Annotated in this window: 17 protein-coding genes and 2 rRNA genes; 11 read left to right on the forward strand and 8 right to left on the reverse strand. The window is 39.5% G+C overall.

What is annotated here, in order from left to right:
• The first annotated feature begins 17 nt into the window (after window positions 1-17).
• The 5 genes from MHH81_RS00510 (at window position 18) to MHH81_RS00530 (ending at window position 7053) form a co-directional block, all read left to right on the forward strand.
• A 23S ribosomal RNA gene (locus tag MHH81_RS00510) occupies window positions 18-2946 on the forward strand.
• A gap of 56 nt (window positions 2947-3002) precedes the next feature.
• A 5S ribosomal RNA gene (gene rrf, locus MHH81_RS00515) occupies window positions 3003-3118 on the forward strand.
• Window positions 3119-4052: 934 nt separating this feature from the next.
• The gene (locus MHH81_RS00520; protein WP_340925071.1) at window positions 4053-4454 is read left to right on the forward strand and encodes a hypothetical protein; all 402 of its coding nucleotides are present in this window, start codon (window positions 4053-4055) and stop codon (window positions 4452-4454) included.
• 346 nt (window positions 4455-4800) lie between these two features.
• Window positions 4801-6093, forward strand: coding sequence for an alpha/beta hydrolase family protein (locus MHH81_RS00525; RefSeq protein ID WP_340916683.1), 1293 nt, complete (start codon window positions 4801-4803; stop codon window positions 6091-6093).
• Between the two features lie 60 nt (window positions 6094-6153).
• On the forward strand, window positions 6154-7053 hold the full coding sequence (locus MHH81_RS00530) for a phosphotransferase enzyme family protein (RefSeq protein WP_340916685.1): 900 nt from the start codon (window positions 6154-6156) through the stop codon (window positions 7051-7053).
• 76 nt (window positions 7054-7129) lie between these two features.
• On the opposite strand, the gene MHH81_RS00535 is transcribed toward MHH81_RS00530, so the two are convergent.
• Entirely contained in the window at window positions 7130-8032 is a 903-nt protein-coding gene (locus MHH81_RS00535) for a DMT family transporter (RefSeq protein WP_340916688.1), read from the reverse strand.
• A 13-nt stretch (window positions 8033-8045) separates the two neighbouring features.
• Window positions 8046-8618: a GNAT family N-acetyltransferase gene (locus tag MHH81_RS00540; protein WP_340916691.1), complete on the reverse strand. Its 573-nt coding sequence runs from the start codon at window positions 8616-8618 to the stop codon at window positions 8046-8048.
• Between the two features lie 102 nt (window positions 8619-8720).
• Between MHH81_RS00540 and MHH81_RS00545 the strand changes: the two genes are divergently transcribed.
• The 3 genes from MHH81_RS00545 to MHH81_RS00555 are packed head-to-tail and all read left to right on the forward strand — an operon-like array spanning window position 8721 to window position 10595.
• Window positions 8721-8918 (forward strand): PLD nuclease N-terminal domain-containing protein, encoded by a 198-nt coding sequence (locus MHH81_RS00545; RefSeq protein ID WP_340916694.1) that lies wholly within the window; start codon window positions 8721-8723, stop codon window positions 8916-8918.
• The gene (locus MHH81_RS00550; RefSeq protein ID WP_340916698.1) at window positions 8915-9820 is read left to right on the forward strand and encodes an ABC transporter ATP-binding protein; all 906 of its coding nucleotides are present in this window, start codon (window positions 8915-8917) and stop codon (window positions 9818-9820) included. The genes MHH81_RS00545 and MHH81_RS00550 overlap by 4 nt, the downstream gene beginning before the upstream one ends.
• Window positions 9813-10595: an ABC transporter permease gene (locus MHH81_RS00555; protein WP_340916701.1), complete on the forward strand. Its 783-nt coding sequence runs from the start codon at window positions 9813-9815 to the stop codon at window positions 10593-10595. The genes MHH81_RS00550 and MHH81_RS00555 overlap by 8 nt, the downstream gene beginning before the upstream one ends.
• Before the next feature lie 103 nt (window positions 10596-10698).
• Here the strand turns inward: MHH81_RS00555 and MHH81_RS00560 are convergent, their stop codons facing one another.
• The gene (locus tag MHH81_RS00560) at window positions 10699-11088 is read right to left on the reverse strand and encodes a hypothetical protein (RefSeq protein WP_340916703.1); all 390 of its coding nucleotides are present in this window, start codon (window positions 11086-11088) and stop codon (window positions 10699-10701) included.
• 272 nt (window positions 11089-11360) lie between these two features.
• Between MHH81_RS00560 and MHH81_RS00565 the strand changes: the two genes are divergently transcribed.
• From MHH81_RS00565 to MHH81_RS00575, 3 genes are all read left to right on the forward strand, one after another.
• Entirely contained in the window at window positions 11361-11633 is a 273-nt protein-coding gene (locus MHH81_RS00565; RefSeq protein WP_340916705.1) for a hypothetical protein, read from the forward strand.
• Window positions 11634-11740: 107 nt separating this feature from the next.
• Window positions 11741-12364: an NAD(P)-dependent oxidoreductase gene (locus MHH81_RS00570; RefSeq protein ID WP_340916709.1), complete on the forward strand. Its 624-nt coding sequence runs from the start codon at window positions 11741-11743 to the stop codon at window positions 12362-12364.
• 24 nt (window positions 12365-12388) lie between these two features.
• Entirely contained in the window at window positions 12389-13186 is a 798-nt protein-coding gene (locus tag MHH81_RS00575; RefSeq protein WP_340916711.1) for a metallophosphoesterase, read from the forward strand.
• Between the two features lie 115 nt (window positions 13187-13301).
• Here the strand turns inward: MHH81_RS00575 and MHH81_RS00580 are convergent, their stop codons facing one another.
• From MHH81_RS00580 to putP, 5 genes are all read right to left on the reverse strand, one after another.
• Complete coding sequence (locus MHH81_RS00580; RefSeq protein ID WP_340916713.1) at window positions 13302-13910, reverse strand: hypothetical protein; 609 nt, start codon at window positions 13908-13910, stop codon at window positions 13302-13304.
• Between the two features lie 126 nt (window positions 13911-14036).
• Window positions 14037-14636, reverse strand: coding sequence for a response regulator transcription factor (locus MHH81_RS00585; RefSeq protein ID WP_340916715.1), 600 nt, complete (start codon window positions 14634-14636; stop codon window positions 14037-14039).
• Window positions 14637-14638: 2 nt separating this feature from the next.
• Window positions 14639-15769: a sensor histidine kinase gene (locus tag MHH81_RS00590; protein WP_340916717.1), complete on the reverse strand. Its 1131-nt coding sequence runs from the start codon at window positions 15767-15769 to the stop codon at window positions 14639-14641.
• An 88-nt stretch (window positions 15770-15857) separates the two neighbouring features.
• Window positions 15858-16910 carry a fatty acid desaturase gene (locus MHH81_RS00595; RefSeq protein ID WP_340916722.1) on the reverse strand — a complete coding sequence of 351 codons (1053 nt, stop codon included), beginning with the start codon at window positions 16908-16910 and terminating at the stop codon, window positions 15858-15860.
• 167 nt (window positions 16911-17077) lie between these two features.
• Complete coding sequence (putP, locus tag MHH81_RS00600) at window positions 17078-18565, reverse strand: sodium/proline symporter PutP (RefSeq protein WP_340916725.1); 1488 nt, start codon at window positions 18563-18565, stop codon at window positions 17078-17080.
• Window positions 18566-18614: the final 49 nt, after the last annotated feature.

The following is an 18614-nucleotide window of genomic DNA, read 5'->3' on the forward strand; positions in this document are numbered from 1 at the left end:
AATTGGAAGCCATATTAGGTTAAGTTAATAAGGGCGCACGGTGAATGCCTTGGCACTAGGAGCCGAAGAAGGACGGCACTAACACCGATATGCTTCGGGGAGCTGTAAGTGAGCTTTGATCCGGAGATTTCCGAATGGGGAAACCCACTGTTCGTAATGGAGCAGTACATTTACGTGAATACATAGCGTATCTGTGGCACACCCAGGGAACTGAAACATCTAAGTACCTGGAGGAAGAGAAAGAAAAATCGATTCCCTGAGTAGCGGCGAGCGAAACGGGAATAGCCCAAACCAAGAGGCTTGCCTCTTGGGGTTGTAGGACACTCTACATAGAGTTACAAAGGAATGAGCTAGACGAAGCGATCTGGAAAGGTCCGCAGGATAGGGTAAAAGCCCCGTAGTCAAAAGTTCATTCTCTCTTGAGTGTATCCTGAGTACGGCGGAACACGTGAAATTCCGTCGGAATCTGGGAGGACCATCTCCCAAGGCTAAATACTACCTAGTGACCGATAGTGAACCAGTACCGTGAGGGAAAGGTGAAAAGCACCCCGGAAGGGGAGTGAAATAGATCCTGAAACCGTGTGCCTACAAGTAGTTAGAGCCCGTTAATGGGTGATAGCGTGCCTTTTGTAGAATGAACCGGCGAGTTACGATTACATGCAAGGTTAAGTTGAGAAGACGGAGCCGCAGCGAAAGCGAGTCTGAATAGGGCGAATGAGTATGTGGTCGTAGACCCGAAACCAGGTGATCTACCCATGTCCAGGATGAAGGTAAGGTAACACTTACTGGAGGTCCGAACCCACGCACGTTGAAAAGTGCGGGGATGAGGTGTGGGTAGCGGAGAAATTCCAATCGAACCTGGAGATAGCTGGTTCTCTCCGAAATAGCTTTAGGGCTAGCCTCAAACGTTAAGAATCTTGGAGGTAGAGCACTGTTTGGACTAGGGGCCCATCCCGGGTTACCGAATTCAGACAAACTCCGAATGCCAATGATTTATGTTTGGGAGTCAGACTGCGAGTGATAAGATCCGTAGTCAAGAGGGAAACAGCCCAGACCACCAGCTAAGGTCCCAAAGTATTTGTTAAGTGGAAAAGGATGTGGCGTTGCTTAGACAACCAGGATGTTGGCTTAGAAGCAGCCATCATTTAAAGAGTGCGTAATAGCTCACTGGTCGAGTGACGCTGCGCCGAAAATGTATCGGGGCTAAACAAATCACCGAAGCTGTGGATTGATACCTTTGGTATCAGTGGTAGGAGAGCGTTCTAAGGGCGTTGAAGTCAGACCGGAAGGACTGGTGGAGCGCTTAGAAGTGAGAATGCCGGTATGAGTAGCGAAAGACGGGTGAGAATCCCGTCCACCGTATGACTAAGGTTTCCTGAGGAAGGCTCGTCCGCTCAGGGTTAGTCGGGACCTAAGTCGAGGCCGATAGGCGTAGACGATGGACAACAGGTTGATATTCCTGTACCACCAAACCACCGTTTGAGTAATGGGGGGACGCAGAAGGATAGGGTAAGCGTGCTGTTGGTTATGCACGTCCAAGCAGTAAGGTGTGAATGTAGGAAAATCCGCATTCTATAACATTGAGCTGTGATGGCGAGGACTTAGTCCGAAGTTCCTGATTTCACACTGCCAAGAAAAGCCTCTAGCGAGGTGATAGGTGCCCGTACCGCAAACCGACACAGGTAGTCGAGGAGAGAATCCTAAGGTGAGCGAGAGAACTCTCGTTAAGGAACTCGGCAAAATGACCCCGTAACTTCGGGAGAAGGGGTGCTCTTTTGGGTGAATAGCCTAGAAGAGCCGCAGTGAATAGGCCCAGGCGACTGTTTAGCAAAAACACAGGTCTCTGCAAAACCGTAAGGTGAAGTATAGGGGCTGACGCCTGCCCGGTGCTGGAAGGTTAAGAGGAGTGCTTAGCGCAAGCGAAGGTGCGAATTGAAGCCCCAGTAAACGGCGGCCGTAACTATAACGGTCCTAAGGTAGCGAAATTCCTTGTCGGGTAAGTTCCGACCCGCACGAAAGGCGTAACGATCTGGGCACTGTCTCAACGAGAGACTCGGTGAAATTATAGTACCTGTGAAGATGCAGGTTACCCGCGACAGGACGGAAAGACCCCGTGGAGCTTTACTATAGCTTGATATTGAATTTTGGTGCAACTTGTACAGGATAGGCAGGAGCCTTAGAGCCCGGAGCGCCAGCTTCGGAGGAGGCGTCGGTGGGATACTGCCCTGGTTGTATTGAAATTCTAACCCATACCCGTAACCCGGGTAGGAGACAGTGTCAGGCGGGTAGTTTGACTGGGGCGGTCGCCTCCTAAAGTGTAACGGAGGCGCCCAAAGGTTCCCTCAGAATGGTTGGAAATCATTCGAAGAGTGTAAAGGCAGAAGGGAGCTTGACTGCGAGACCTACAAGTCGAGCAGGGTCGAAAGACGGGCTTAGTGATCCGGTGGTTCCGCATGGAAGGGCCATCGCTCAACGGATAAAAGCTACCCCGGGGATAACAGGCTTATCTCCCCCAAGAGTCCACATCGACGGGGAGGTTTGGCACCTCGATGTCGGCTCATCGCATCCTGGGGCTGTAGTCGGTCCCAAGGGTTGGGCTGTTCGCCCATTAAAGCGGTACGCGAGCTGGGTTCAGAACGTCGTGAGACAGTTCGGTCCCTATCCGTCGTGGGCGTAGGAAATTTGAGAGGAGCTGTCCTTAGTACGAGAGGACCGGGATGGACACACCGCTGGTGTACCAGTTGTTCTGCCAAGAGCATCGCTGGGTAGCTATGTGTGGACGGGATAAGTGCTGAAAGCATCTAAGCACGAAGCCCCCCTCAAGATGAGATTTCCCATTACGCAAGTAAGTAAGATCCCTCAAAGACGATGAGGTAGATAGGTTCGGGGTGGAAGCGTGGCGACACGTGCAGCTGACGAATACTAATCGATCGAGGACTTAACCAAAATAGAATTTGAAGAATTCAATGTCTTTTATCCAGTTTTGAGTGAACAACTCAAGGTCTAGTGATGATGGCGAAGAGGTCACACCCGTTCCCATACCGAACACGGAAGTTAAGCTCTTCAGCGCCGATGGTAGTTGGGGGTTTCCCCCTGCAAGAGTAGGACGTCGCTGGGCACCAAGAAGTCGTTACCGAGAAATCGGTGGCGGCTTTTTTTGTATTCGAAAAAAAAGGCCGAAGGCAACATATACTTTATTTATAGAGAAGTGTGCGAGAAAGTGGAGGGGCAAAGAGTTCGAGGAAGCAAAGAAGAGAGGCTCGGAACATATAACATACGTGAGAACCGAAAGACTGCGGCTGACGAAGAAATCTGCCGCCCATCTGCTTTCGCAGCCCGAACACGGAAGTTAAGCTCTTGCGCCGATGGTAGTTGGGGGTTTCCCCCTGCAAGAGTAGGACGTCGCTGGGCACTAAGAAGTCGTTACCGAGAAATCGGAAGCGGCTTTTTTTGTGTTCGAAAAAAAGGCCAAAGGCAACAAATATTTTATTTATAGAGAAGTGTGCGAGAAAGTGGAGGGGCAAAGAGTTCGAGGAAGCAAAGAAGAGAGGCTCGGAACATATAACATACGTGAGAACCGAAAGACTGCGGCTGACGAAGAAATCTGCCACCCATCTGCTTTCGCAGCCCGAACACGGAAGTTAAGCTCTTGCGCCGATGGTAGTTGGGGGTTTCCCCCTGCAAGAGTAGGACGTCGCTGGGCACTAAGAAGTCGTTACCGAGAAATCGGAAGCGGCTTTTTTTGATGTATTTTTATCGTTGCGAATATGTTGGAATTTGACTTGGTCGCGGTGATTTCCGTTTGATTGCAATTCATAGTAAAACAAAATAACAATTTATTTCGAAAAAGGTAACCTATAATAAGAATTGTAATGATTAGTTCATTTTCAGTTCATTTTCTGCATGTATAGTTAAACTAAAGTAGAGAGTATAATGAACAGGAGTACTTTCTATGAGGCTTCGATTAATAAAGTTCTTGAGATTTGATTACCTTTGCACCACTAACAACTTCATTAACAATTTTAAGTAAAAATAAGGAGGAAATGAATAAAATGCAACAAAAGTGGAGTTTACGGTTAATACGAGTAGGAGCATTATTTGGTTTGTTAGGAGCTTATTTAGGTTCCCATATTGCAGGAACAGGATCATATGAGTTACGACCTATTCATGCGCACATTTTATTGGTTGGCTGGTTGTCGTTGTTTGTTTATGGGCTGTTTTATAAGTTATATAAGATTAAGTCGCCTAAGTTAGTAGCAATCCATGGTTGGTCCGCTATTATTGGAGCAGTCGGATTGACATTAGGTATGTATTTACAGTTCATACACCCTTTCCAAATAAATGAGACCGTTGCGTTAATCGCGTATATTGTAGGTGGTACGATATTGTTGATCAGTTTTGCTATATTTGTTTTAGTGACTTTTAAAGTGGAAAAAGGTAGAATCGCGGATTAATCTGTGATTCTATCTTTTTTTATATTAAATGTGTATTGCAGTCTAAAGATAGTTAAGACCCGACAGTAATTATATTCAATCGTTATTCTGTTAATCAAAAAAGAGAAATGTAACACATGAAACCATATTCTACTGAAAATGGTGTTATAGCTTATTGTTCTATTTTAAATTTCTAAGATAAGTAAAGCATATTAATTGCAAACTCATAATAGATTTCGGATATCTTGATTATCAATTTTAAAAAAGTAAGATACCCCCAACTACCACTAGAAATAGAGTTCACCAGTCTTTACTCTTCAACCGACTTTTGTTATATTATTAGTAGAACAGAAGTGGAGGCGTTTGTATGAGGAGATTACGAATTGTTTTTTCTTTAATAGCAATTATTTTTTTATTGCTTACTGCGTGTAGTAAGGAAAAAGAGGGGGCGTCAGAGATGGGTTCATTAAAAAACATAGAAGGAGTATGGGAGGGGTCCATTAATATTCCCGATCAACCACTGCCAATTATCATTGAATTTGAAGCAGACAAAGGGACGATTAGTATTCCAGTACAAGGATTAAGCAACTATCCACTAACAAATGTGAAATTAAACGACTCGGACATACTCTTTAATATGGATATTCAAGGCCAGAAACTTACATTTAACGGTAAAATGGAACAAGAAAAAATTTCAGGAACATTTACTCAACAAGGGCAGGCTTTCCCTTTTGAATTGCTGAAGGGAAGAAAAGAGGAAGAAGTAGAAGAAGATCGTTTGGTTGAGGTGAAGGTAGGGAATGGAACGATGTCTGGTCAACTGGAAATTCCTCGAGGTGAGGGACCTTTTCCTCTTATGGTCATTATTGCTGGTTCTGGTCCTACTGACAGAAACGGAAACTCACTAGCGTTGCCTGGTAAAAACAATAGTTTGAAAATGCTTGCTGAAGATTTAGCTACAGAAGGTGTGGCAAGTATCCGTTACGACAAGCGTGGGGTTGGAAAAAATGCAAGCTTAGCTGGCAAGGAAGAAGATTTGCGATTTGATCAATACATTGATGATGCGGCTGCATGGGTCCAATTTGCAAAGGATGATGAACGCTTTTCGAAGGTTGGAATAATCGGTCACAGTGAAGGATCGTTAATTGGAATGGTAGCTAGCCAAAAAGCGGATGCAGATGTGTTCATCTCCATTGCTGGAGCTGGAAGACCTATTGATCAGGTACTTATGGAACAGCTCGAAGCACAACTTCCTGCAAATCTAATGGAAGAATCTACGAAGATTCTTGAAAAATTAAAACAAGGTGAGCAAGTGCAAACAGTAAGTCAGGAATTGCAAATTTTATTCCGCTCATCGGTTCAACCATATATGATATCTTGGCTACAATATGACCCGGCTGAACAACTGCAAAAGTTAAATGGACCAGTACTCCTAGTGAATGGGAATTTAGATATTCAAGTCCCTGTAAAAGATGCAGAGCTATTACATCAAGTAAAAAAAGATTCAGATTTACTCATTGTTGATAAGATGAACCATGTATTGAAGGAAGCACCTGCGGATCGAGAAGGAAATGTCGCTACCTATTCCAATCCCGATCTTCCATTAGCGAAAGGTTTAATAGATGGCATAGTTGATTTCTTGCAAGAACCTGTAAAATGAATTGGTGGTTGAATATAAAATGCTGAACTTTTTGGAGTTTTTGTTATAGGGGGAAATGGGATGAGAGAAATTCGTGTCCGACTAGATGGAGGGTTTCATAACGACGTTTTTTACATTGAGGAAAAAGGAAAAGTAGTTAGAATGTCTAATGCTGGAAAAACGAAGGAAATGGTTTTACAGGAAATTGAATGGATGAATTTTCTATACGAACAAGAGGTTGCTGTTCCCAAGCCAGAAATGCATTTGGAAGATGAAAACGGGCGGGTGAGGGCTTATTTCGGATTTGTTAAGGGCGATATGATGGATGTGACAAACGTATTACATTGGAATGAAAAAGTATTTGAACAATGGGGAAAGACTTTAGGAAGGATGCATGTTCTATCTAAAAGGTTCAAGGTAGAAGAAATATATCGACCTGTTTGGACGGTTGAGAATACTGATGTGTTTGGTATTAGGGCAAACTTATCCTCATGGTTAAGGGATCGTTACGACAGGTTGATGCAAAGCCTGTGTGCGTTTGATAGCATGGAAAGCACATTTGGTCTGATTCATAATGACTTTCATCAAGGGAATCTAATCATTACAAACGATGGTACTATTACTACGATTGATTTTGATGACTGTGCATTTAATTGGTATGCGCAAGATATAGCAGTGGCCTTCTATCATGCATATTGGCAACATAGCTCTTACAATGGCGATATAAAAGCTTTTCCTCAGACATTTATGAACCATTTTCTTGCGGGTTATCAAGCGGAAAATTTGCTCAATGAGGACATTGTAGAGCAAATTCCAATATTCCTAAAACTGAGGGAAATCTTTTTATACCAGCTATTTACACGGAAATGGGATAAGAACAATTTGGAAGAATGGCAAAAGTATACTATGTTGGACTTGGAGGAAAAGATTAAGAACAAAATTCCTTATGCTGGAATTAGTGATTTTTCTATCTATGTGTAACATCTAAAGCGCAAAAAGAGTCCAAATTCTAGTATGAATTAGACTCTTTTTGTTGTTTAATATTTTGGCAATTAAGTTATGAAGCAGTTTTCCGTTTTTTATTCTTCGAAATGTTAGCAAGCGTCGGTATACACATGCCAATTAAAATAACGATTATACCAAGAATTTGTAACCATGATATTGCTTCGCTTAAAACGATTACCGAAACCATTACAGCAACAGGTAATTCCATTGCACTTAAAATGGAGGACATAGCGCCGCCCACTTTAGGTACAGCAATTACGAAAAAGTAAATTGGAATAATGATACCTAGTAATCCAAGAGCTAGTCCATAGAATAAAAGGGACTCCGTAAATAGTTTCCCATTCCAAATTATTTCCGGGCTTTGAAAGATGGAAATCATGAGCATTGCTATGAAAGAAACAAACAATAGGCGAGTCGTCGTATTCATTCCATCCACTTGCTTTGTATTGACATTCATATTAAGAGAGAATGACACTGCAGCTGCAAACCCATAAACCCAACCTCTCCAGTCAATACCGCTCAAATCGACGTCGAGGACGCCAGCAGCTAAAATTGTTCCGATAAACAATATGATAAGAGATATAACTTCTGGTCTTGTCGGTAATCGTCTTCTCAAAATACAATCGATTAGGGTACCTATCCAAGTAAATTGAAATAACATCACAACTGCTAAGGAAGCGGGTAAGTAAATAAGTGCTTGTCCATACACAATTCCAGTAGTAGCGGTAAAAATACCAGCTAACATAATAACTTTAAAGCCACCATATAGACGTGGCAGTTTTCGTTGTGTTGCAATATATAAAATGACTGCAAGTATAAACCCAATAATATATTGACTAGAAATTGCGTCAGAGGCTGAATAACCTTCTCCAATAGCAAGTTTCACCATCGTTGATAAAGTCCCATAACAGCTGGCTGCAAAAACAACCATAAGAGGGTAAATCCATAGTTTCATATGCGTTTCTCCTTTAATCAGCGTATACCGTCTTCACCATATGATGAAATGGCTCGCCAATAATTGTCCAAGGACATACGATATCAAATCCTAGCCTATTATACAAGCGAATTGCAGCTTCTTTTTCTATTTCTACATTTAAAGATAGTTTTCCGCCACCAAAATTTTTAACTAACTGTTCGGAGTATGCTAAAAGCTTCGTTCCAATACCATGCCCTCGATATGTAGGATCTACAACTACTGTATCTATATACCACTCACCAGGCAATGTTTCTAGATCTATTTGGACAGAAGTTCCTTTTTTGGTGGAGAGATATATTTCTAAGTTGGCATCGAGTGTAACAGCTTGCTCTGCGGAATAAAATACAAGAACTCCTGCGACTTTTCCTTCCATTTCAGCAATATAGGTATTTAAATAGGAATGTCTATTATCCGTTCTAATAAATAATTGCGCAAATTCCTTCTTAATATTCGCTTCTTTCGTTTCTCCAGTCATTTGCATGGAGATATCGCCTATAGCTTCCATAATAAGTGGAACAGCTGCTTGAGCATCTTCTTTACGTGCATTTCTAATTAAAACTTCCATTTATTAATCACCTTCCAATTTTTTATTATAACATAAAAAAAAATTGAAACCTTTCTGTTCTATATATAGTAGAATAGAAGTAACTACAAAGGAGGAATGACAATGGGGTTTGAATCAATACCGTGGATGCTTATATTGCCATTAATAATCATCCAACTTATTTTAATGTTGGTAGCTATTATTGACTTGGTTCGGGTAGCAAAAACAAACGGTCCGAAATGGTTGTGGGCCATTATCATTATTTTGGGGAATATGATTGGACCAATTATATACTTCATCGTTGGGAGACGGAATGAATGAACACATTACTTCATATGCAAGGACTAACAAAAGAATATGGAATAGAAAAAGCTGTAAATAATGTCACTTTTTCGTTACTTAAAAACACGGCAACTGCACTAATCGGTCCAAATGGAGCAGGGAAGACTACTACTTTGTCCATGCTCGCTGGATTACTAAAACAAACGAACGGAACAATTGTAATGGATGGGGAGATTACAGGCGATATCCGAAAAGAAATCGGTTTCCTTCCGCAATATCCTCAGTTTTATTCCTGGCTAACAGCACTTGAATTTACAGAGATGGCTGCGAAGTTAAGTGGAGTAGATCCTAAGATGGCAAAACTAGAAGCAGAAAAGACACTGGAATTTGTAGGTCTGGGAGATGCTAAAAAGAAAAAGACAGGTACATTTTCTGGGGGAATGAGACAACGCTTAGGTCTAGCGCAAGCAATTGTGCATAAGCCCTTACTACTTCTGCTGGATGAACCGGTGTCTGCTTTAGATCCATTAGGTAGACGTGAAATTATGAACTTACTGAAAGAATTGCAGGCATCGACGACTATATTGTATTCCACTCATATTTTAAATGATGCAGAAGAAATGACGGACCAATTATTGTTTTTACGAAAAGGGAAGTTAGTGGAGCAAGGTTCTATGAGAGAAGTGCGAGAAAAATATGCAAATCCTATGTACAAAATTTACTTTTCAAATAGTAACGAAGCGGCACAATTTGTAGAAACTTCACCATGGCCTGCTATGCAAGAAGGTCCGATTGCCTTTATTCATCTAGAAGATGCAAAACCGATGATGCAGGAAGTTTTACAGGTACTTGCGAATTGCAATTTAAGTTTGTCGAAGGTAGAGCGCGCATCCGCTAGTTTAGAAGAAATCTTTTTGCAGGTGGTGAATAAGGATGAATAATTTCACAGTAATATTTCAAAAAGAATGGCGCGAGAATGTACGGAATTTTAAAATACTTTGGATACCTTTAGTGTTTGTCTTGTTTGGTATTTCGGAGCCATTAATGAATTACTATCTACCTCAAATATTAAATGCGGTAGGCAATATGCCAGAAGGAACAGTTTTTCAGTTACCAGAATTTACTCCAGAGCAAATAGTCATGTCGACCATAGGCCAGTATCAATTTATCGGGATGCTCGTCGTAACACTTGGATTCGCTGGTATCATCGCAAGGGAACGGAAAAATGGTTCAGCAACATTACTATACGTTCGTCCTATAGCTTATTCCAGCTATGTGTATAGTAAATTAGTTATCATGTGCATATTAGTGATTGGCAGTGTATTACTGGGATTGTTAGCGAATTTATATTATACGTCTGTCCTTTTTGGAGCAGTAGATGCCAGTGCGTTTATAGGATTTCTTGGAACTTATATAACTTGGCTGCTATTTGTTATTAGTATTGTTTTATTTGCAAGTGCAGCATTTTCGACAGGCATTGCTTCTGCTGTATCACTTGTACTTGTTTTGATAGTGCAGCTGATCGATGCTTTACTAGGTACGTATTGGACGATTTCTCCTTGGAAGCTTCCGATGTATGCAGGAGTCGTATTAAACGGTGGAGTTGATAAGACCCCGTTCATTTGGAGTATAATTGTTACTTTGCTGGCTATAGTTATACTTTTGGCTAGTGCAATTTACTTTGTTAAAAAGAACGTTTCGAAGGCAAAGATATAATAAATACTAAACCAGAGGTGAGAAGAGATGACTGTTCGCAGGTTCAGATCGATTTATTATGTCATATAATCGGATAGATCACTTGATGTCATCAATTTATAGGTCAACATGCATCTGTATATGAAGCATTAGAAATTTTTAAAGTTGCAATTTCGAGAGGGAAATTTTTAGAAGCGCTTCTTATAACAGAAGACGGTAAGCCAAATAAAAAAGGGGCTGTCCAATAAGCCCATAAATTGAAGCGGGTGTAGAAAAACGAGTCTTTTTCTACACCTGTTTTTTGTAGGCAATTGATTGTAGTGGAAGATGGCGACTCCAGCGGGAATAGTATGAGCTGAAGGCCCCGCAGGAGCGAACAAAGGAACAAAGGAACAAAGGAACAAAGGCTATGAACACCACCTCGAATGGAAGGCAATCTAAGTTCGCCGCGTCCTGCTCCTGCGCAAAGCTCGTCGCAAAAGAACTTTTGCGGCAACGATTGCATGACCCACATTCTGTGGGCCTCAACGCCTTTGTGACCAACATCCTGTTGGCCTGAGGAGACTGAAGCCATGCCCACGGAAAGCGTCCGTCTGGAACGGAAATCAATACATTGGAAAAGGGAACATCTCTCAGTCACTATATGGCTTTAGGGACAGCCACTATGACGAAAGTAAAATAAATTGCGGGAATTTTTTAAAAAAAATAAGACATTTCTTCCATATTTTAAAGTAAAATATAAATAGACATGAAAATGTCAAGTTTAATGGAAGAGAGGGATAGAAAATGGAATCTTATGAAAAAGAGCAACCTCAGGAATTTCAAGGTAATTTACAAAAGGCTGCAAAGGATATGTCCATAGGTGAGTGGGTTCTTACGATGCTTATTATGATCATACCAATTGTGAACATAGTAATGCTATTCATATGGGGATTTGGAAATCCAGACCCACGACGTAATTATGCACGTGCGTCCTTAATTTGGATGGCAATTAGTATTGTACTTATCATTATTTTTTATGGTGTTTTTTTCGCATTTATTTTTTCATTAAATTTATAGTAAATGTTATTTCCCGGGAAATAGCATTTATCGACATTTGAAAGCATTCCTGTTTATAACGGGAGTGCTTTTTTTATTGTTATTATAATAAAAAAGGAGTGGAGAAGATGCATATTTCATTACTAGGGGCTACTGGTCGAGTAGGGAGCGACATACTCTCTTTGCTATTAGAAAATGGTTACCAAGTGACGGTGCTCGTTAGAAATTCAGAAAAAGTGGTACCACATCCTAATTTAATCATCTTAAAAGGGGATGCACGTGTATCTTTAGATGTAGAAAAGACGTTAGAGGGTACAGATGCAGTGGTGAGTGCTCTTGGTACAGATCAATCGACTGTATTAACTGAGGCGGTAGAACATATTATTTCTATTATGAAGAAACAAAATATTAAACGAGTCGTCACTATTGGTACTGGGGGTATATTAACTAGTCGAGTAGATCCAAAATTGCTTCGATATCAATCATCGGAATCAAAACGTAAATCGACAACTGCAGCAAAAGAGCATCATAAAGTGTATGATATGTTAAGAGCGTCATCATTAGATTGGACAATAGTTTGTCCTACTTTTCTGCCTACCGGGGCTGAAACAAACGCATATATAATTGAACGAGATATGCTACCGATTGGAGCGGTTAAAACTACTACGGGAGATACGGCTTTATTTGTCGTAAACGAGCTGTTAAAGAATGAACACATTGGTTTTAGAGTAGGTATCATGAGCCCAACTTGACATATATAATTTAGGAGAATTTCAATGAAGAAGTGGATAGTTTTATTACTAGCAGTAGCACTCGTACTTTATTTAGGAAATGTACGTATTAAAACAACCGAGATATCGTTAGAGGCAGAAAGGATTCCATCTAATTTTAACGGCATGAAGATTGTTCAAATTTCGGACCTACATGATGCTACATTTGGAGAAAATCAAGCTAAGCTTGTAGAAAAGATAAAAAAAGCTGATCCTGACCTTATTTTTATTACAGGGGATCTGATCGACAGTAATCGATATAATTTACAAAATAGTTTAGATGTAGTGGAGCAGGTTATATCACTTGCACCAGTTTACTATGTAACTGGAAATCACGAAATTGCTACAAACGATGTAGACCATATAAAGGCTTCCTTATCAGATTTGGGTGTCACCGTACTAGCAAATGATGAAAGAATAATAAAAAAAGATGGACAGCAAATACGCATTATTGGAATTGAAGATCCATTAAACGGCATAGCAGTTTCCGATGCATTAAGTAAATTTGATAAAAATGAAGTTTTCACATTAGTACTTTCGCATCGCCCAGAAACGTTTCAAGATTATGTAGATAGTGGAATGGATGTTATTTTTACAGGGCATGCACATGGGGGACAATTTCGAATTCCAGGGTTAGGTGGACTAGTAGCACCGGGACAAGGTCTATTTCCAATGTATACCGCAGGAGTGTATACCGAAAATGAAACAAACATGATTGTAAATAGGGGATTAGGGAATAGTATTATGCCTATAAGAGTGTTTAATACACCAGAAATAATTGTTGTAACATTAAAAAGTATATAGAATGCCCCCAATGGTATTTTGCAGGGGGCAAGGTACTAGCTATTATTATTTTTTGATCAAATCGTACTTTTTATCCTTCAACCTTTGGCTAAGTTTCATTAAAGGAGAGAAAAACTTATTCTACAATTTCAAACTGTTGTAGCATCGCATAAAATCTTGCTCCGTGACCTTCAGCTGCTTCTAGGAAGTACTTTTCGGTTATGACAAAGCTTCCACCGTTTTTATTGTCTACTACATAGACATTTGTGACAGGGCTATTCCACTCGGAGCCGCTAATACCATGCAGCTTAAAGCCTGCTAATGGTTCTTTAACAGCCTCTGTTTCTGTCACTTTTGTATATTCAGTAGCAAGTTCCGATTCTAAAGTAGCGATCATTTCTTCCGGAGCAATATCTTTAAAGTGTTCAATTTCCATCGAAACTTCTGGATATCTTTCTTCCAAAGGTTCCCTTGTCGTAATGACATCTGAATTTTTGCCTTGTACTAGTTTATATCTTTCTTCATCGATATAAATAACATATTCTGTGTCTTTCCCTTCTTGCAATACAACTTCTGTTATTTCCTCGGTTCCTTCAATACTTTGTGTTATTTGTTTCTCAGGTATAAATATATCTTTCATTTGTTGAATAAATGACATCCCTGCATCTGTTTGAATGTTAAAGAATAAAAGGATGGTTACAGCAGCTGCAAGAATAGTAAGGAAAACTTTACTTCTCTTTTTCATCCTTATCACCTTTCTAGAAAAACTCTTTGTCTGTTTTCACGCCATTACCCTATATATATTCTTACAACAAATAAAATTTACTGGAAATAAAAAAGCTTAAAGCTAGGCTTTAAGCAGTGTCGACAATTATTTAAACCAGCCTTTTTCTTTAAATCGAGAGATGGCTTCAATTCGATTTCCTACATCTAATTTGTCTAAGATAACGGAAATGTAATTACGCACAGTACCAGTCGTAATGTATAGTTCACTAGCAATTTCCTTCGTGTTTTTCCCATCTGCGATTAGCTCCAGCACTTGGCTTTCGCGCTCCGTTAGAGGATTTTCCTCTTCGAATGCAATATCAACTAGCTCAGGAGCATAAATACGTCGACCATCCATAATAATACGAATAGAATTCGCAAGTTCTTCGCTCGGACTATCTTTCAGCAAGTATCCATTTACGCCGGCTTTGCGTGCTCGTTCGAAATAACCAGACCGAGCAAAGGTGGTTAAAATAATTACTTTACATGCATCTTCCTTTAACTCTTCGGCAGCATCTAAGCCACTTTTTACAGGCATTTCAATATCCATAATACAAATATCAGGTTGCATCTGCTGAATTAAATGAAGAGCTTCCTCCCCGTTATTAGCTTTCCCTACCACTTCCATATCTTCTTCTAAATCTAGAAGAGACCCTAGAGCCCCAAGGACCATTCGTTGATCTTCTGCAATGACGATTCGTATCATGTTTATTCCCCCTGACTTGTTTGTTGAATCACATTAGGAACATGTATATTAACGATTGTACCGTTTTTTGAATAAATATCTAAACTTCCATTTACAAATTCTAATCTTTCTTTTATTCCTCGAATACCGTGGCCTTTTGACCAATCTTTTCTCTCATCTATACCAATCCCATTGTCATACACTTTTATCAATGTTTCCTTAGCTGATTGTTTTATTGAAATCGAACAAGAAGTTGCGCCACTATGTTTCACTACATTAGTGACCGCTTCTTTTAGACACATACTAAGCATATTTTCGACGAGGAGTGGAGTTTTAAAAAGTTTGGGTGAACCGCTAATTTTACATGTAATTTGCGCTGCATGTAAAATCTGTTTAATTCGAAAGAGTTCATCTTCCAACTTAGTTCCACGCATATTAGTAACTAGTTCACGAACCTCTTTTAAAACAGATCTGGCCGTTTGGTTAATATCATAGATTTCATTTTTGGCCGCTTCCGGATTTTTTTCAATCAATCTACCAGCTAAATCACTTTTCAAGCCAATAAGAGAAAGCTTCTGCCCCAGTGTATCATGCAAGTCTCGTGCGATTCTTTCTCGTTCTTCAATTATGATATATTGAGAAATTCGTTTTTGTGCATCTTCTAATTGACCTTCCAGCATTTCCCGTTGGTTTCTGTTATATGTGTTAAATGGCAGTAAGATTACACCAATCAAGCAAATAATGAGAAATGGTAAATGGGAAAGAAATAATTCCATTTGCGTAAGGAAACCAAAAATTATCGCAACAATGGTAACTAATAAATGGATACTATAAATAACAAAAAAGCTTACTTTTCGTTGTATATTTCCAATAAAAAAGGATAAAAAAATTGCAAAGTATATATAGCCGTACAGAAAAGTCATTGTCACACTGATGGCTATTTCGACAAAAACACTAATATATATGAGCAAGCCATTAGAGATGAACGATAATCGGTATGCAATAAAAAACAATAAAGTTAAAACTAGTCCAATGACAATTTCTAGAGGACCAGTAGACCGGAAGATAAAAAAGAAAGGAAATATACAAAAAACAATCCATGCATATATACTTAACCACGGATATTTAGGGAAAATCTGATACCACTTTGGCAATTACTTCACCTCTCTTATACAATAATGCTTTTCTTCATTATAAAGCAAAAACCATCCCTAATTACATTGGAATGGTTCTTGTTGAAGCTTATTTTCCTTCAAAAGTTGAGCTCTTTGCATTTAATTTAACCGCATCTTTTGAGTTTTTCAGTAAATGCTTAATTTCTTTAAAGCTTACAAAGTTTTTGTTTTTTTCGTCAAATAATCGGAAGTGAATAGATTGTAAGCTTGTACGAAGATTAATCGTTGTCGCCTTTTGCAAAGGTGGTGTCGATTCATGTGCTTTTTCCAGGTTGTAGTTCGGAACCCGTGGACTTAAGTGATGCACATGGTGGAAGCCAATATTTCCAGTTACCCATTGTAAAACACGTGGTAACTTATAATAAGAACTTCCTTCAACAGCAGCTTTTACATAATCCCAGTCTGCTTCATCTTCAAAATAAGAATCTTCAAATTGATGTTGTACATAGAATAACCAAATTCCTAGTGAACCAGCCACGAAAAGAATAGTTCCTTGAATGATTGCAAATGCTTGCCAACCAATCAACCAAATCATCAACGAATAAAGAACAAGTACCGAAACATTTATTAAATAGGTGTTGTTACGTTCTTTTGGTCGAGCATCTTTATTGTTAACTCGATTGCTTACTAAAAACAATAATGCTGGCCCAAATCCAAACATAACGATTGGATTACGATACAATCGGTAAGAAAGACGTTTCATTGGAGATGCTTCTACGTATTCTTCCACCGTCATCATCCAAATGTCGCCAACTCCACGCTTGTCTAGATTACCACTTGTGGCATGGTGGATGTTATGTTCACGTTTCCACTTTTCATAAGCAAATAATGTAATAATCCCAGTAACTGTACCTGTAATATTATTGGCTTTTTTATTTTTAAAGAAAGACCCGTGCGTGCAATCATGAAAAATAATGAAAATACGAACGACAAATCCCGCTGCGATTATAGATAGACCTACCGTTAACCATACGGAAACGTCCAAACTTAAGTAAGCTAAGAACCAAAGGATAAAAAAGGGTGGAATCGTATTAATAATTTGAAAGATACTCTTTTTTAACTCAGAGTTTTCAAATGGTTTTACATTTTTACGTAATTCAAGCGTTTTTTCTCTGCTCAATATTATTCCTCCTAAACGGACTCATTACCGTAACTATATAGAAATGCTGGTATTAGGAGTAGACATAAACGTCAAGTCATAGGTATGACAAATATCATATAGGTCATATAGGATAGAAGAGAACAAAAAAAGCTGACCAAGTAAATAGGTCAGCTTTCTATAACAATTTATTTACGTTCTTCTTTTAATATGCGAACAGTTTCATCGAATTCTTTTTCGATTTCTGCATTAGGTTTATATGTCATTAGACTGACAACAACCGTAGTGATTAAAGCAAGTGCAAAACCAGGAACGATTTCATACAATGTGCTTGTAAGAGAATCGATAGATCCCCAAACAACTACTGTAATTGCCCCTACAATCATACCTGTAAGTGCCCCAGCTGAAGTGATCTTCTTCCAATAAAGTGAAAGTAAAATAGTTGGTCCGAAAGAAGCACCGAAACCAGCCCATGCAAATGACACTAGTTTCAAGATTGTGTCGTTTTCTCTCCAAGCTAAAACAGCAGCAAGAATAGAAACTAATAGTACAGCTAGTCGACCTAAGTTCACGTATGTTTTATCGGATGCATCTGTTTTAATAATTGCTTTGTATAAGTCCTCAACTAAAGCAGATGAAGTTACGATTAATTGAGAAGAAATCGTACTCATAACAGCAGCAAGAACAGCAGCAAGCATAAGACCTCCGATAAATGGATGGAAAATAATTTGTCCAAGTGCGATAAACACAGCTTCAGGACTTGTTAAAGAAAGATCAGGATTTTGTTGATAGTAAGCAACCCCAACTAAAGCAGTAGCAATTGCTCCACCAAGACTTAACATCATCCAACCAATACCGATACGACGAGCTTGTTTTGTTTCTTTAACAGAACTAATTGCCATAAAGCGTACAATAATATGTGGTTGACCAAAGTAGCCAAGACCCCAAGCTAGTGTAGAAATAACACCTAATACAGTTGTTCCTGCAAATAGACTTAAGTGAGTTGGATTCACCGTTTTAATGGAATCTATCGTTTCACCTATACCACCTGTCATGAATAAACCACAGATAGGTACGGCAATAAGTGCAAGGAACATTAGTAGACCTTGAAGGAAATCGGTATAACTTACCGCCAAGAAACCTCCAAAAAGTGTATATGCAACTACTACACCGGAAACAACTAAAAGACCTGTATGATAATCTAGACCAAATGAGCTCTCAAAGAAAACTCCACCTGCTACCATTCCAGAAGATACATAAAATGTGAAGAATAACAAAATAATTAAACCTGATGCCACACGTAATAAACGAGATGACTGTTTTAAACGACTTTCTAAATAACTTGGAATTGTAATGGAATCATTTGATACTTGTGTGTACACACGTAGTCTTGGTGCGACAAATAACCAGTTACAGTAAGCACCAATTGTAAGACCGATTGCGATCCAAGCTTGCCCCATTCCTGAAAGATAAATAGCTCCAGGTAATCCCATCAATAACCAACCAGACATATCTGCAGCACCTGCACTTAATGCAGTTACAGCTGGACCTAGTGAGCGCCCACCGAGCATATAGTCTGTTAAATTTGACGTTTTTCTGTATGAATACCAGCCAATGACTAGCATTGCAACCATATAAATTATGATGGCTGTAAGTTGATAAGCTTCTGTTGACATAAACATCCTCCTCTGACAAACATAATACCATGTCAATAAATTTGATGCA

Origin of the sequence: Psychrobacillus sp. FSL H8-0484 (assembly GCF_038005325.1) — a bacterium.
Classification (GTDB): Bacteria; Bacillota; Bacilli; order Bacillales_A; family Planococcaceae; genus Psychrobacillus.

Excerpts from the sequence above, each read along its gene's own strand:
- MHH81_RS00520 (WP_340925071.1), top strand. The coding sequence starts at position 4,053 with ATGCAACAAAAGTGGAGTTTACGGTTAATACGAGTAGGAGCATTATTT.
- MHH81_RS00525 (WP_340916683.1), top strand. The coding sequence starts at position 4,801 with ATGAGGAGATTACGAATTGTTTTTTCTTTAATAGCAATTATTTTTTTA.
- MHH81_RS00530 (WP_340916685.1), top strand. The coding sequence starts at position 6,154 with ATGAGAGAAATTCGTGTCCGACTAGATGGAGGGTTTCATAACGACGTT.
- MHH81_RS00535 (WP_340916688.1), bottom strand. The coding sequence starts at position 8,032 with ATGAAACTATGGATTTACCCTCTTATGGTTGTTTTTGCAGCCAGCTGT.
- MHH81_RS00540 (WP_340916691.1), bottom strand. The coding sequence starts at position 8,618 with ATGGAAGTTTTAATTAGAAATGCACGTAAAGAAGATGCTCAAGCAGCT.
- MHH81_RS00545 (WP_340916694.1), top strand. The coding sequence starts at position 8,721 with ATGGGGTTTGAATCAATACCGTGGATGCTTATATTGCCATTAATAATC.
- MHH81_RS00550 (WP_340916698.1), top strand. The coding sequence starts at position 8,915 with ATGAACACATTACTTCATATGCAAGGACTAACAAAAGAATATGGAATA.
- MHH81_RS00555 (WP_340916701.1), top strand. The coding sequence starts at position 9,813 with ATGAATAATTTCACAGTAATATTTCAAAAAGAATGGCGCGAGAATGTA.
- MHH81_RS00560 (WP_340916703.1), bottom strand. The coding sequence starts at position 11,088 with ATGTGGGTCATGCAATCGTTGCCGCAAAAGTTCTTTTGCGACGAGCTT.
- MHH81_RS00565 (WP_340916705.1), top strand. The coding sequence starts at position 11,361 with ATGGAATCTTATGAAAAAGAGCAACCTCAGGAATTTCAAGGTAATTTA.
- MHH81_RS00570 (WP_340916709.1), top strand. The coding sequence starts at position 11,741 with ATGCATATTTCATTACTAGGGGCTACTGGTCGAGTAGGGAGCGACATA.
- MHH81_RS00575 (WP_340916711.1), top strand. The coding sequence starts at position 12,389 with ATGAAGAAGTGGATAGTTTTATTACTAGCAGTAGCACTCGTACTTTAT.
- MHH81_RS00580 (WP_340916713.1), bottom strand. The coding sequence starts at position 13,910 with ATGAAAAAGAGAAGTAAAGTTTTCCTTACTATTCTTGCAGCTGCTGTA.
- MHH81_RS00585 (WP_340916715.1), bottom strand. The coding sequence starts at position 14,636 with ATGATACGAATCGTCATTGCAGAAGATCAACGAATGGTCCTTGGGGCT.
- putP (WP_340916725.1), bottom strand. The coding sequence starts at position 18,565 with ATGTCAACAGAAGCTTATCAACTTACAGCCATCATAATTTATATGGTT.